The 12,925-nt window shown below is 60.8% G+C and carries 15 protein-coding genes and 1 tRNA gene; 9 read left to right on the top strand and 7 right to left on the bottom strand.

Features of this window, described 5'->3' with window-relative positions; all coding sequences use genetic code 11:
- The first annotated feature begins 11 nt into the window (after window positions 1-11).
- From accB to purH, 6 genes are all read left to right on the top strand, one after another.
- Window positions 12-470 carry an acetyl-CoA carboxylase biotin carboxyl carrier protein gene (gene accB / locus RVY79_RS07495; RefSeq protein ID WP_317463475.1) on the top strand — a complete coding sequence of 153 codons (459 nt, stop codon included), beginning with the start codon at window positions 12-14 and terminating at the stop codon, window positions 468-470.
- A 70-nt stretch (window positions 471-540) separates the two neighbouring features.
- A complete protein-coding gene (accC, locus tag RVY79_RS07490; RefSeq protein WP_317463474.1) occupies window positions 541-1,887 on the top strand; it encodes an acetyl-CoA carboxylase biotin carboxylase subunit in 1,347 nt (448 codons plus the stop codon).
- 68 nt (window positions 1,888-1,955) lie between these two features.
- Window positions 1,956-2,855 (top strand): 50S ribosomal protein L11 methyltransferase, encoded by a 900-nt coding sequence (gene prmA, locus RVY79_RS07485; protein WP_317463473.1) that lies wholly within the window; start codon window positions 1,956-1,958, stop codon window positions 2,853-2,855.
- Window positions 2,856-2,947: 92 nt separating this feature from the next.
- Window positions 2,948-3,979 (top strand): tRNA dihydrouridine synthase DusB, encoded by a 1,032-nt coding sequence (dusB, locus tag RVY79_RS07480; RefSeq protein WP_317463472.1) that lies wholly within the window; start codon window positions 2,948-2,950, stop codon window positions 3,977-3,979.
- Entirely contained in the window at window positions 3,976-4,275 is a 300-nt protein-coding gene (gene fis, locus RVY79_RS07475) for a DNA-binding transcriptional regulator Fis (protein ID WP_317463471.1), read from the top strand. The genes dusB and fis overlap by 4 nt, the downstream gene beginning before the upstream one ends.
- A 100-nt stretch (window positions 4,276-4,375) precedes the next feature.
- On the top strand, window positions 4,376-5,965 hold the full coding sequence (gene purH, locus RVY79_RS07470; RefSeq protein WP_317463470.1) for a bifunctional phosphoribosylaminoimidazolecarboxamide formyltransferase/IMP cyclohydrolase: 1,590 nt from the start codon (window positions 4,376-4,378) through the stop codon (window positions 5,963-5,965).
- Between the two features lie 129 nt (window positions 5,966-6,094).
- On the opposite strand, the gene RVY79_RS07465 is transcribed toward purH, so the two are convergent.
- From RVY79_RS07465 to RVY79_RS07440, 6 genes are all read right to left on the bottom strand, one after another.
- Window positions 6,095-7,552: an NAD-dependent succinate-semialdehyde dehydrogenase gene (locus RVY79_RS07465; protein ID WP_317463469.1), complete on the bottom strand. Its 1,458-nt coding sequence runs from the start codon at window positions 7,550-7,552 to the stop codon at window positions 6,095-6,097.
- Window positions 7,553-7,657: 105 nt separating this feature from the next.
- Entirely contained in the window at window positions 7,658-8,110 is a 453-nt protein-coding gene (locus RVY79_RS07460; protein WP_317463468.1) for a hypothetical protein, read from the bottom strand.
- A gap of 43 nt (window positions 8,111-8,153) precedes the next feature.
- Entirely contained in the window at window positions 8,154-8,552 is a 399-nt protein-coding gene (folX, locus tag RVY79_RS07455) for a dihydroneopterin triphosphate 2'-epimerase (RefSeq protein WP_097023008.1), read from the bottom strand.
- A gap of 59 nt (window positions 8,553-8,611) precedes the next feature.
- Window positions 8,612-9,166: a GTP cyclohydrolase I FolE gene (gene folE / locus RVY79_RS07450; protein ID WP_317463467.1), complete on the bottom strand. Its 555-nt coding sequence runs from the start codon at window positions 9,164-9,166 to the stop codon at window positions 8,612-8,614.
- A 171-nt stretch (window positions 9,167-9,337) separates the two neighbouring features.
- Window positions 9,338-10,321: a serine/threonine protein kinase gene (locus tag RVY79_RS07445; RefSeq protein WP_317463466.1), complete on the bottom strand. Its 984-nt coding sequence runs from the start codon at window positions 10,319-10,321 to the stop codon at window positions 9,338-9,340.
- Between the two features lie 33 nt (window positions 10,322-10,354).
- Window positions 10,355-11,041 (bottom strand): ComF family protein, encoded by a 687-nt coding sequence (locus RVY79_RS07440; RefSeq protein ID WP_317463465.1) that lies wholly within the window; start codon window positions 11,039-11,041, stop codon window positions 10,355-10,357.
- A 250-nt stretch (window positions 11,042-11,291) separates the two neighbouring features.
- On the opposite strand from RVY79_RS07440, the gene RVY79_RS07435 reads away from it, so the two are divergent.
- A tRNA-Leu gene (locus RVY79_RS07435) sits at window positions 11,292-11,376 on the top strand.
- A gap of 126 nt (window positions 11,377-11,502) precedes the next feature.
- Here the strand turns inward: RVY79_RS07435 and RVY79_RS07430 are convergent.
- Window positions 11,503-12,138, bottom strand: coding sequence for a hypothetical protein (locus tag RVY79_RS07430; protein ID WP_317463464.1), 636 nt, complete (start codon window positions 12,136-12,138; stop codon window positions 11,503-11,505).
- Here RVY79_RS07430 and RVY79_RS07425 point away from each other — a divergent pair.
- A complete protein-coding gene (locus RVY79_RS07425; RefSeq protein ID WP_317463463.1) occupies window positions 12,137-12,478 on the top strand; it encodes a DUF1654 domain-containing protein in 342 nt (113 codons plus the stop codon). The genes RVY79_RS07430 and RVY79_RS07425 overlap by 2 nt on opposite strands.
- Before the next feature lie 170 nt (window positions 12,479-12,648).
- Window positions 12,649-12,882: a DUF2188 domain-containing protein gene (locus RVY79_RS07420; RefSeq protein WP_317463462.1), complete on the top strand. Its 234-nt coding sequence runs from the start codon at window positions 12,649-12,651 to the stop codon at window positions 12,880-12,882.
- The last annotated feature ends 43 nt before the right edge of the window (window positions 12,883-12,925 follow it).

Genomic DNA, 12,925 nt, shown 5'->3' with positions numbered 1-12,925 from the left:
GAGACAGGCTTATGGATATTCGCAAGGTCAAAAAACTCATCGAACTCCTGGAAGAGTCCAACATCAGCGAAATCGAAATCCAGGAAGGCGAGGAGTCCGTACGCATTAGCCGCCACACCGGTGGTTTTAGCGCACCGCCCGCAGCTCAGGCCCCCGCTCCCGCCGCAGCACCCGCCCCCGCCGCACCGAGCGCAGCGGCCGCTCCGGAGGTCGAAGCAGCACCCGCAGGACCCAGCGGACACCCGGTGACCTCCCCCATGGTCGGCACTTTTTACCGCTCGCCGGCACCGGGCGCCAAACCATTCGTGGAAGTTGGTCAGAGCGTCAAGAAAGGCGAGACCGTGTGCATCGTCGAAGCCATGAAGATGATGAACCAGATCGAGGCCGATCAGGATGGCGTGATCGAAGCCATCATGGTCGAAGACGGCGAGCCGGTCGAATTCGACCAGCCGATGGTCATCATCTCTTGAAGTCGTTTGCGATCATCCTTGACGGTCGATCGCGAACCGCTTCCGAGCTTACATAGAGACGGACGACACTATGTTGGACAAGGTACTCATTGCCAATCGTGGCGAGATCGCCCTTCGCGTACTGCGCGCCTGCAAGGAGTTGGGCATCAAGACCGTGGCGGTCCATTCCAAGGCCGACCGTGAACTCATGCACGTGCGCCTGGCCGACGAAGCCGTTTGCATCGGGCCCGCCTCCTCCGCACAGTCTTATCTGAATATCCCTGCGCTGATCAGTGCCGCCGAGGTCACCGACTCCAGTGCTATCCATCCCGGCTATGGCTTTCTCTCCGAGAACGCCAACTTCGCCGAGCAGGTCGAGCGTTCGGGGTTCGTGTTCGTCGGCCCACGTGCCGAAACTATCCGCATGATGGGCGACAAGGTCAGCGCCATTTCGGCGATGAAAGAGGCAGGCGTACCCACCGTACCCGGCTCCGACGGCCCACTGCCCGAGGATAACGACGCAGCCATTCTAGCTACCGCCGAACGCATCGGTTACCCGGTCATCATCAAGGCGGCCGCCGGCGGTGGCGGACGCGGCATGCGTGTGGTGCACAGCGAAGGCAGCCTGCTCTCCTCGGTCAGTGTGACGCGCAACGAGGCCAATTCGGCATTCGGCGACGGCACACTGTACATGGAGAAGTTTCTCGAGAATCCGCGTCACGTCGAGGTTCAGGTGCTGGCCGATGGCCAGGGCAACGCCATCCACCTCTACGATCGCGACTGCTCCCTGCAGCGGCGCCACCAGAAGGTGTTGGAAGAAGCTCCCGCCCCCCAGCTCGATCCCGAGGCCCGTGCGAATGTGCTCAAGGCCTGCGTCGATGCCTGCATCGAGATCAACTATCGCGGCGCAGGGACCTTCGAGTTCTTGTACGAAAATGGACAGTTCTTCTTCATCGAGATGAACACGCGCGTTCAGGTCGAACACCCGGTCTCCGAGATGGTCACTGGCGTGGACATCGTCAAGGAACAACTGCGTATCGCGTCCGGTCATCCGTTGTCCATCTCTCAGGAAGACGTTCAACTCAACGGTCATTCCTTCGAGTGCCGGATTAACGCCGAAGACTCGCGCACCTTCATGCCTTCGCCCGGCAAGATCGATCTCTACCACGCTCCGGGTGGCCTGGGTGTGCGCATGGATTCGCATATTTACACCGGCTATAGCGTGCCGCCGCACTACGATTCGCTGCTCGGTAAGTTGATCACTTGGGGGGCGAGTCGCGAGACCGCGCTGACGCGCATGCGCAATGCCCTCGACGAACTGCTGGTCGAAGGCATCAAGACCAACATCGATCTACAGAAGGATCTGGTCCGCGACAGCGCGTTCCAGCAAGGCGGGGTAAACATTCACTACCTCGAGAAGAAGCTTGGCCTGACCTGATCAGCCCACGCGACTCGACACGGGGCGGCCTTGGCCGTCCCGTTTGCGTTGATGCCCAAGGAGGCCCCATGACCTGGTTGCAACTCAAGGCGCACATCGCCCCGCAGCATGCCGAGATCCTGGAAGAACTGTTGCTGGCCGAAGGCGCCCAGGCCATCACCCTTCAGGACGCTTACGACGACCCCGTCTTCGAGCCTGAAAGTGGCACCACGCCACTCTGGGACGAAACCGTGCTGACCGGCCTCTACGACGACCTGGAAGGTATCGAACCGATGCTCGACCGGGTACGCCAGCAGTGGGCCGCCGAGATGGCCGACGAACCGTGCCCCGAGATCGACTACGAGCTGCTCGCTGACCGCGACTGGGAACGCGAGTGGATGGACGATTTCGCTCCGCTCAAGATGGGCGAACGGCTATGGGTAATCCCCAGTTGGCACGCCGCCCCCGAGCCCAATGCCGTCAATCTGCTGCTCGACCCGGGCCTGGCCTTCGGCACCGGGACGCATCCCACCACCGCGCTGTGCCTTGGCTGGCTCGACGGCCTCGATCTCGACGCGAGCAAGGTGCTCGATTTCGGTTGTGGCTCCGGTATTCTGGCCATCGCCGCGCTCAAGCTGGGAGCCGAGCACGCCACGGGCACCGATATCGACCCACAGGCGCTGCAAGCGAGCCGTGAAAACGCCCAGCGCAATGCCATCGCCGATGAGCGTTTGTCGCTTTGCTATCCGGAGCGACTCCCGGCACAACGCTACGAGGTCGTGGTCGCCAATATTCTCTCCGGCCCGCTGATCGAGCTGGCGCCAACCCTTTGCGAGTATCTCGCCCCCGGCGGCCGCCTCGCTTTGTCGGGGATTCTCGCGGGACAAGCAGAAGACGTCATGGAGGCCTATCGTGCTCAGGGAATCCTCCTGGACGCCCCCTGTGAACGTGAAGGCTGGGTGCGTATCACTGGTGTCGCCACCTCATGAAGAAACACCGCGCCAGGGTCGACGAAACGCCCCTTCAAGAACGTCGCCCCGGCGGCTATCATAGACGGCTTTAACCACCTAGACCTCTTGTGATGCCGACCCACGTCCCATCTCCGGCGACGCCGTTGCCGTGCATCGGCCCTTATACATTGCCCAACCGGGCGATTCTCGCGCCCATGGCGGGCGTGACCGACCGCCCGTTTCGGCAGTTGTGCCGAGAGCTCGGCGCAGGCTTGGTCGTCTCGGAAATGGTCACCGCCGACGCGCGCCTGTGGCATACGCGCAAGTCGCGCCAGCGCCTCGACCATACCGGTGAACCCGGCCCGCGCGATATACAAATCGCCGGTGGCGACCCAGAAATGCTCGCCGAGGCCGCGCGTCTCAATGTCGCGCACGGCGCCGAGATCATCGATATCAACATGGGATGCCCCGCCAAGAAGGTATGCAACAAGGCCGCCGGCTCCGCGTTGCTGCGCGATGAGCGCTTGGTCGCGGCAATTCTCGAGGCGGTCGTCGCCGCCGTAGACGTGCCGGTGACATTGAAGATTCGTACCGGCTGGTGCGCGGAGTCGCGCAACGGCATACGCGTGGCACAGTTGGCCGAGGACGCCGGCATCCAGGCACTCGCGGTGCATGGCCGTACCCGCGAGCAGCGTTACCGCGGCGACGCCGAATACGACACCATCGCTGCTATCAAGCAAGCGGTGTCGCTGCCGATATTCGCCAATGGCGATATCAACAGCGCCGAGAAAGCCGCCCATGTCCTCGACTACACTAAAGCCGACGCGGTCATGATCGGACGCGGCGCCCAAGGCAATCCGTGGATCTTTCGCGAGATCGAACACTACTTACGTACCGGTGACCACTTGGCGCACCCGACGCCCACAGAGATTGCCGCCGTGATGCACCATCATCTCGAGGCACTGCATGCCTTTTACGGTGAACACATGGGGGTGCGTATCGCACGCAAGCATATGGGCTGGTATCTCGCCACTCGCCCACAAGCGGCGGCATTGCGCGCACGCTTCAACATTCTGGAACAGCCCTCGGCCCAACACCGCTTCGTGGATGCGCTCACCTACGATGCCCCGGCGTTGGCCTCAAATGGAAGCAATGCAGCATGACCAGCAGGCAAGCATTTCCCATCGATCAGAATACGTTCGATGCCACCTCCACGGCATCGCCAGCGCACCAGCAAACCCTGCGTGAGTCGGTCGAGCTCGCCATGCAGCGCTACTTCGGCCACCTGGACGGCGAAACGGTCAGCGACCTCTATGCCATGGTGCTGACCGAAGTCGAAGTCCCCTTGCTGGAGGCTGTGATGCGCTATGCCGACGGCAACCAGACACGTGCCGCCGACATGCTGGGCCTCAATCGCGGCACTCTGCGCAAGAAGCTCAAACAGTACGACCTGATCTGAGTCCGAACCGATCTGACAGGGGCGCCCTCGCCAGGCGCCCTTAACGTTTCACGCTACAGTCTGGCGTCAATCGTCCCTCATCTTTCAAGAGTGGAGCCTCATGGCCGATCACACCGCATCCTCGTCTCCCCAGCCCGTGCGTCGCGCATTGATCAGCGTGTCCGATAAGACCGGCATCGTCGATTTCGCCCGCGAACTCAGCACGCACGGCGTCGCCCTGCTCTCCACCGGCGGCACCTTTCGCCTGCTCAATGAACACGGCATCCCGGTCACGGAAGTCTCGCAACACACCGGCTTCCCGGAAATCATGGATGGTCGCGTCAAGACACTGCACCCCAAGATTCACGGCGGCATTCTCGGCCGTCGTGGGCAGGACGATGAGGTGATGGCCGAGCATGGCATCGACGCTATCGATATGGTCGTAGTCAATCTCTACCCCTTCGCCGAGACCATCGCACGTGACGGTTGCACGCTGGAAGAGGCCATCGAGAACATCGACATCGGCGGCCCCACCATGATCCGCGCCTGCGCCAAGAACCACGCGCACACCAGCGTCGTGGTCAATGCGTCCGACTACGACCGCGTGCTCGATGACCTACGCACACATGGCGGCGTCGGCGCACCGCTGCGTTTCGACCTGGCGGTCAAGGCCTTTGAGCATACCGCCGGTTACGACGGTGCCATCGCCAACTATCTGGGCACCCTGGTGGAAGGTGGCGAGGCGAACTTCCCGCGCACTTATAACGTACAGTTCCAGAAAAAACAGGCGATGCGCTACGGTGAAAACCCGCATCAACAGGCGGCCTTCTACGCCGAATCAGACGCCACCGAAGCCAGCGTAACGACGGCAAAGCAGCGTCAGGGCAAGGCATTGTCGTTCAATAACGTCGCCGATACCGACGCCGCCTTCGAGTGCGTCAAGGCCTTCAGCGAGACCGCCTGCGTCATCGTCAAGCATGCCAACCCTTGCGGCGTCGCCGTTGCCGACACGCCGCTCGCGGCCTATAAGAGCGCGTTCGCTACCGACCCCACCAGCGCCTTCGGCGGTATCATCGCCTTCAACCGCCCGCTGGACGCCGATACGGCAAGTGCCATCGTCGACCGCCAGTTCGTGGAAGTCATCATCGCGCCGGGCATCGACGATGCCGCCGCCGAGATCGTCGCCGGGAAGAAAAACGTGCGCTTGCTCGATGTCAGCGAGCACTGGCCCAGTCAGCCGCGACGCGCCCATGACCTCAAACGTGTCACTGGTGGGCTCCTGGTTCAGGACCGCGATCAGGGCATGGTCGGATCGAATGAGTTGCGCACCGTCACTGAACGCGCTCCCAGTGAGCAGGAACTAAGCGATCTCGAATTCGCCTGGAAGGTCGCCAAGTTCGTCAAATCCAACGCCATCGTCTACGCCAAGCACGGCCAGACCATCGGCGTGGGAGCCGGGCAGATGAGCCGCGTCTACTCAGCCAAGATCGCTGGCATCAAGGCCGCCGATGAAAGCCTGGAAGTGCCCGGTTCGGTGATGGCATCAGATGCTTTCTTCCCCTTTCGCGATGGCATCGATGCCGCCGCTGAAGCCGGCATCACTGCCGTCATCCAGCCTGGCGGCTCGATGCGTGACCAAGAAGTGATCGATGCCGCCAACGAAGCCGGCATCGCCATGGTCTTCACCGGCATGCGCCACTTCAGGCACTGACGCTCGAAGCCAGCCTGAGCGACGCCGAAAGCAAAAACCCCCTGCCGGATCATCCGACAGGGGGCTTTTCTTCATGCTTCCAGGCGCGCAGCGCCGCTCTTCAAGCATCGAGCTCCGGGCGAAGCCCGATCAGCCCAGGTCCATGCACAGATACTTGGTTTCCATGTATTCGGCGAGACCGTACTTGGAGCCTTCACGCCCCAGCCCCGAGGCCTTGGTGCCTCCGAACGGTGCGCTGGCGTTAGAGATCAACCCCGTATTGATGCCGACCATGCCGTACTCCAGCGCTTCGGCCACGCGCCATACACGGCTCAGGTCGTTGGCATAGAAGTAGGATGCCAGCCCAAAGCGCGTGTCATTGGCCATCTGCACGGCGTCTTCCTCGTCGTCGAACGGAATCACCGCCGCCAACGGCCCGAAAGTTTCCTCATGCGCGACCTTCATATCGGCATTGGCATGGCTCACCAGTGTCGGCGTGAAGAAACGCCCACCCAGAGGGTGCGTGTGCCCACCCAACAACAGCTCGGCGCCCTTGTCGATGGCATCCTGGATATGCTCGGAGACCTTGGTGACGGCATCATCGTCAATCAACGGGCCGATATTCACGCCCTCTTCGGTGCCCGGGCCGACATGCAATTCGCTGTTCATGGCAGCCGCCAGCTTTTCACTGAAGGCATTGATCACGCTGGACTGCACCAAAAAGCGGTTAGTGCACACGCAAGTCTGGCCAGCGTTGCGGAACTTGCTGGCCATCGCTCCCTCGACGGCGGCATCGAGATCGGCGTCCTCGAAGACCAGAAAGGGCGCATTGCCGCCTAGTTCCAGCGACACCTTCTGGATATGCTCAGCGGCACCGGCCATCAATTGGCTGCCCACCTCGGTCGAGCCGGTAAAGGTGATCTTGCGCACCACGGGCGATTCGGTCATCGCCTTGGCGATCTCGCTGGCACGGCCCGGCACCACGTTGAACACGCCGCGCGGCACGCCGGCTTGTTCGGCCAACGCCGCCAGCGCGGTCGCGGAAAACGGCGTCTGGCTGGCGGGCTTGATGACGATCGGGCAGCCTGCCGCCAACGCCGCAGCCGCCTTGCGGGTGATCATCGACGACGGGAAATTCCACGGCGTGATCGCCCCGACGACACCGACCGGTTGCTTGAGCACCACGATGCGCTGGTTGGACTTGGCTGCGGGAATGGTGTCGCCGTAGACGCGCCGCGCTTCCTCGGCGAACCAGCGCAGGAAGCTCGCCGCATAGACGATCTCGCCAGCCGCCTCCTTGAGAGGCTTGCCCTGCTCGGCGGTCATGATCGCCGCCAGTTGGTCCTGATGCTCGAGCATCAGGTCGTACCATTTCATCAGAGTATCTGCACGCTCCTGGGCAGTCAGCCCCCGCCACGCCGGCCAGGCCGACTCGGCGGCTTCGATGGCACGCTCGGTCTCGGCACGCCCCAGTTTGGGCATGCGCCCCACGATCTCACCGGTGGCCGGATCGTCAACCTCGATCTGCTCGCCGCTGTCCGCTGCCACCCAATTGCCATCGATATAGGCAAAGGGACGAAACAGCGAGTTCTCCTGAAGGGACTCCATGGCGTTCTCCTTCCTGACAATGAGGGCGACGCTGGCCGTCGCCGTGAATTCATCTTATGCCGAGTCTCTTGATGCCACCAAACGCAGCGCGCAATGACATGACATTCACCCCACCCCCCAGATAAAGAGACTCAGCACCGCGATGGCGATGGCGGCCCCGCACAGCGCCTGCCCTCTGTAACGCGACGGCGAACGCCGTACCTGCCGGATCCCGAGCACTGCCAGTAGCACCGCCAGCGCATCGACGAGCAGCATATAAGACGCCAACAGCGGCGCGACGGTGACGAGCACCAGCGCCAGCACCGCCCAAGGAGACAATAAGGAGGATTTGACCTGCCCCTGATCGTCACGCCTTTGCCGCGCAGTGCGCTGAGGGACGGGCGCATCGAACACCTGCTCGGCGCGGCCGGCATCGCCATCGAAGCGTAGCCGACTGCCTTCCCTGGGAAGGCCCCGACCACGCCACTCGGTCAATGTGAACGTATAACGATATCCATCGTCGCCGACGATCACGCCGCGCTGGGCCGCATCGTCGAAGCTTTCCAGCTTACCCTTCACGACGTGACTCCCGACCAGGTTCCGATGGCATGGTCATATCACCTCAGTCTAGTCGCGAGTCCGATAGCGTCACCGACACGGAGTCGGAAAAACGCAGCGCGAAGGGCTTATCGATTTCCACCTGCGCCGTGAGGACCTGCTCGTAACTCATGATGATATCCAGGACTTCGCGGGTCATGCGCTCCAGCAAGAGGAAGCGGTTATCCTCGACATAGCCGATGATGTGCTTGGTGATCGTACGATAATTGAGCGCCTGCTCGATATGATCGAACTTGACCGCACGCTCGGCCCGATAACGAATGGTGGCATTGATCACCACATCTTGGCGGTTCTGGATTTCCTCGTCCTTGATACCGATATGGGTACGTAGGCGCAGATTCTTGATGCTAATCGTCGCCAGATCGTGATCGAGGTGCTGATCGTTCAGGGCATGTAAAGCCATGCGGCATTTCTCCTAAAGTGCGAAACGCGCGTCACACGCGGCGGTGATCGACGCTTCGCTCAGCCATGCACCAGCGTCAAGAATTCCTGACGTGTGTTCAGGTTGTTGCGGAAGGAGCCCAGCATCACGGAGGTCTTCATGCACGAATTCTGTTTTTCGACCCCACGCATCATCATGCACATGTGCTGCGCCTCGACGATCACTCCCACGCCACGCGCCTCGGTCACCTCCTGCACGGCCTCGGCGATCTGGCGTGTCAGGTTTTCCTGGATCTGCATACGTCGTGCATACATGTCGACGATACGCGCAAACTTGGAGAGCCCCAGCACTTTGCCCTTGGGCAGATACGCGATATGACACTTGCCGATGAATGGCAACAAATGATGCTCGCACATCGAATAGAGCTCGATGTCCTTGATCAGCACCATTTCGTCGGTCTGCGATTCGAACACCGCGCCGTTGACCAACGACTCAAGCGTCTGCCCATAGCCCTGATTGAGGAACTGCATGGCCTTGGCGGCTCGTATGGGCGTATCGCGTAGCCCTTCCCGGTCGGGATCCTCGCCCAAGCCGGCGATGATGTCGCGGTAATGCGTTGCGAGTTCTTCTGTCATTTAAGTGCCTTTAAGTGCCTTCGTCATGACGCCCGACCGGGCATACGTTACAAAATGAATACAACCACCGGAAGTTTGCCACATGGGCCAAGCGCGACGCACGCGCGATTCGTGTCGACGTCGGCGACACTACATTTGCCGACGCCGCTCCTGGTCTTCTAGGTGACAAAGTCACGCCAACCAGCGCGGATTTTCCAGCGCCAGGCGCTGCTGCTCGAGAATACGGATGTGCTGATCCCAATAGCCTTCACTGGCCACCCACGGGAAGGCCCGGGGAAACGCCGGATCTTCCCAGCGATCGACCAACCAGGCGCTATGGCGCATCAAGCGCATCGTGCGCAGCGGCTCGATCCAGCGCAGTTGGCGCCGGTCGAACTCGACATGCTGTTCGTAGCCCTCTATCACTTCGGATAGCTGCATCTGCCATTCATCGGCTTCAGGCGCCGTCAATAACATCCACAAATCCTGAACCGCCGGCGCCATACAGCAATCATCGAAGTCGACCAGCGCAAAATCTTCATCGCGCCCCAGAATGTTGCCCAGATGACAGTCGCCATGTACGCGCTGCAAGGCCGTCTCCGGCCAGCGCTGTTCGACCAGTAACGTCTGCAGACGCTCGGCAATGCGGGCATACGCCTGACGTTGTCGGCGACTCAGCCAATCGCTCGCCAGCACGCGCTCACAACTCGCTTGGCTGATCGCCATCGGCTCCTGAACCGGTCGCGCCTGGAAGGAACCGCGCCGCGCCACGGCATGCACCTGGCCAATCAAGTCACCGAGGGCAAAGAGGTGTGCGGGATTTTCGAGCTCCGGCGCCTGCCCCGAGACATGCGGAAACAGCGCGAATTTGAATCCATAGGCATGGTGGAGCGTCTCACCGTCATCGTCACGCCAAGGCGGCGCGCCGGGCACACCCGCAGCCTCGAGTTCATCGAGAAAGGTATGCTCCTCGCGGATCTGCGCCTCGCTCCAACGCTCGGGACGATAGAACTTGGCCACCCAACGGCGGCGATCGTCGTCGCTCAACAGGAACACACGATTTTCATAACTATTGAGCGCAAACGGCTCGCCCGGCAACCAAAAACCCAGCGACTCGACGGCATCGACCACATGGGCGGGCGACAAACTTTCGAACGGGTGCTTCGGGGCGGTCATGGCGTGTCCTATTGGAGATGCTCCTTCATGCTATCAGATTCCTCGCGGCGTTCGCGTCATCGCCCAGGCCTCGACATGCTGCGCCCCCGCCCCTCGGCAGGCATCGGCTAATGCCGAGAGCGTGCTGCCGGTGGTCATTACGTCGTCGACGAGCGCTACGTGAGCCGGCAAGCCAGGCAGAACGCGAAAAGCCCCACGCACATTGCCGCGACGTGCACGGCGTGTCAGCCCACGCTGGGTCGGCGTGTCACGCTCACGCCAGGCACGCCGATATGGCACGCCCAATTGACGCGAGAGCTCACGCGTCAGCCAGACGCTGTGATCGAAGCCACGCTCACGCCGCCGTTGCGGATGCGTCGGCACCGCCACGAGTGCCTCGGGTAACACACCTTCGCGACTACGCGCGAAGAGCGTCGCCAGCAAGATACCCGCACGCGGTTGCGCGCCGAACTTGAAGCGCTGAAGCAACGCTTGCGAGGCATCTTCATAACGCAGCGGCGCCCGCGCCACATCGAAAGACGGCGCATGACGCAGGCAGTGGCCGCAAAGCTCGGCGGGGCGCGCCAACGGCTCGGCACAGCGCATGCAGGCCACGCGGTTCCAGGGCAACGCCTCGAAACATGCCTCGCACCACGGCGACGCCGGCGGCGCCATGCCCATGCAAAAGGCACAATGGCCCGGCAGCCCTACGCGCACCGCCAAGTCAACCAGCCTCTTCATCTTGGCTGACAAATACCAAGCGTTTTTCACTATCATCATGATTGGCTAGTTCTTTTTTGAAGTTCGCAGGGCTACACAGCCCTGGCCGACAGGAAAAGACTAGCATGCCTATCACGCGTCGCACGCGGCGCTCGATGCAGACCAGCATCACCGTGACCGACACCCACCGACGCGTTCAATATCGCCTCAGACCCAGTGGCGATTGACTTCCCCCACTGCATACGTAGAATATCGCTCGACCTGCCAGGCTGCGGATGTGGTGGAATTGGTAGACACGCTAGATTTAGGTTCTAGTGCCGAAAGGCGTGGGAGTTCGAGTCTCCCCATCCGCACCAATAACCCCTTATTTTTCAATCAGTTATAAGTACTCACTTGCCTCTACTGGTCTGCATATGGTCAGCTTTTGGCATAGCGTGGTCAGCTTTTTGGTCAGTATTTCAGCTCTAGTATCTGGGTTCCGATCAGCGCTCCCTAGCGTAGTCACGCACCTCACGCCTCACTCGAAGTAACCCCGCTAGATTATCGACACCTTGTGCCATTGAAGCCGCTGGATTTTTAGTTAGAAGCTCTGCATCTTGCCTTGCTGCCCAGCCCCGGAAGACATCCACCACCGCATCAGGTTCAAGGCCGCTGAGGTTAGGACCACCTATTTCGCTCGTATCGTGGTTGAGTTGATCCAACTGCCTTACCACTAACAATTCACACCTCTTCACCACGTCATCTGATAGGTCCGCGATTATTCCCTCATCGCGGATCATGCCAACCACCTCTAAGAAGTGCGGAACTCGGTCATCCACAAACGCTCGAGCAAACCCGCCCGGATGTCGCATGGAAAAACTGAGTAGAGTCCGATAGATTTTTACCCTGCCCCGCTCAAGGTTATCGATCGCCTGTTCAGCCTGGGTGGTCAATTCGCGCAGTTTCACACTACTACCTAGCAAGTTCAGCTCGGTCATGCGGTGCCAATTCGTCACCACATAGCCAGTAACCAGCGTCATAGCGATCAGCGAGGCAAAAACTGTGTCTCCCACATGGTCTGATAGTAGCAAGCACAGCTCTATCCCCCGGCCAGCAACATGGCTAATAAAATCCCCCATGCGCGCGCACCCGATAACCTTTTCCTTGCCAGCTCTCTATTTCCAGACATACCCATACCTATCCCATTCATCCGACGCCACTATATCAGCACTTGCCTTACGCGCCTCATCCCCGAAACCACCCTCGTCCTATGAGCTGTTGGGCCAGCGCGTGCAGCGTCTCGTGGCCTCGGCCAATGCGCGGCAACAACGGAAGATCGAACTGACGCCGGCGCCCGACGACTCGCTCGAGGATTGGGAGCGCCTCGTCGATGAGTTCGCGACGCTCAATGGAGTGGAGATCACGCGGACTGGTGAGAGCTACCTAGTCTCATGGAATCCAGCCGAGGTGGGTGAATAATGCGTACTGAATATCTGGGCAGGGTCGACCAGTTGGGGTGAGTTGCCGGTGGTGAGGGTGCTATAGGATCACCTCCTAAGTGGCACCTTGTCTGAAGTAGACTAAGATTATTTAGGTATCAGGGCACCGTCCCTGTGCGAAGCCAACCATGCAATCGCAGGGAGAATCTCATGACTAGGGATACCCATCATGTCGTTCCCAATCCCGATGGTGGGTGGGACGTCAAAAAAGGTGGATCAGAGCGCGCTAGCAAGCACTTTGAGCGGAAGGAAGACGCCATGGAATATGGGCGCGAGGTAAGCCGCAACCAAGGCAGCGAATTCATCCCCCATCGCAAGGATGGAACGATTCAGAACCCAGACAGCCATGGGGGCGACCCCAATCCACCCAAAGATAAAAACTGAGCCACACCTCCTCGCCGCCGCATCGAAAACGGCGGCGGGGTTT

This window comes from Chromohalobacter sp. HP20-39, from assembly GCF_033052815.1.
Classification (GTDB): domain Bacteria; phylum Pseudomonadota; class Gammaproteobacteria; order Pseudomonadales; family Halomonadaceae; genus Chromohalobacter.
Note: the sequence above shows the minus strand (reverse complement) of the source record. Positions and strands in the feature narration are given on the sequence as shown.

Excerpts from the sequence above, each read along its gene's own strand:
- dusB (WP_317463472.1), top strand. The coding sequence starts at position 2,948 with ATGCCGACCCACGTCCCATCTCCGGCGACGCCGTTGCCGTGCATCGGC.
- RVY79_RS07465 (WP_317463469.1), bottom strand. The coding sequence starts at position 7,552 with ATGGAGTCCCTTCAGGAGAACTCGCTGTTTCGTCCCTTTGCCTATATC.
- folX (WP_097023008.1), bottom strand. The coding sequence starts at position 8,552 with ATGGCTTTACATGCCCTGAACGATCAGCACCTCGATCACGATCTGGCG.
- RVY79_RS07430 (WP_317463464.1), bottom strand. The coding sequence starts at position 12,138 with ATGGGGGATTTTATTAGCCATGTTGCTGGCCGGGGGATAGAGCTGTGC.
- accB (WP_317463475.1), top strand. The coding sequence starts at position 12 with ATGGATATTCGCAAGGTCAAAAAACTCATCGAACTCCTGGAAGAGTCC.
- RVY79_RS07440 (WP_317463465.1), bottom strand. The coding sequence starts at position 11,041 with ATGAAGAGGCTGGTTGACTTGGCGGTGCGCGTAGGGCTGCCGGGCCAT.
- accC (WP_317463474.1), top strand. The coding sequence starts at position 541 with ATGTTGGACAAGGTACTCATTGCCAATCGTGGCGAGATCGCCCTTCGC.
- RVY79_RS07420 (WP_317463462.1), top strand. The coding sequence starts at position 12,649 with ATGACTAGGGATACCCATCATGTCGTTCCCAATCCCGATGGTGGGTGG.
- RVY79_RS07445 (WP_317463466.1), bottom strand. The coding sequence starts at position 10,321 with ATGACCGCCCCGAAGCACCCGTTCGAAAGTTTGTCGCCCGCCCATGTG.
- purH (WP_317463470.1), top strand. The coding sequence starts at position 4,376 with ATGGCCGATCACACCGCATCCTCGTCTCCCCAGCCCGTGCGTCGCGCA.
- prmA (WP_317463473.1), top strand. The coding sequence starts at position 1,956 with ATGACCTGGTTGCAACTCAAGGCGCACATCGCCCCGCAGCATGCCGAG.
- RVY79_RS07425 (WP_317463463.1), top strand. The coding sequence starts at position 12,137 with ATGCGCGCGCACCCGATAACCTTTTCCTTGCCAGCTCTCTATTTCCAG.
- folE (WP_317463467.1), bottom strand. The coding sequence starts at position 9,166 with ATGACAGAAGAACTCGCAACGCATTACCGCGACATCATCGCCGGCTTG.
- fis (WP_317463471.1), top strand. The coding sequence starts at position 3,976 with ATGACCAGCAGGCAAGCATTTCCCATCGATCAGAATACGTTCGATGCC.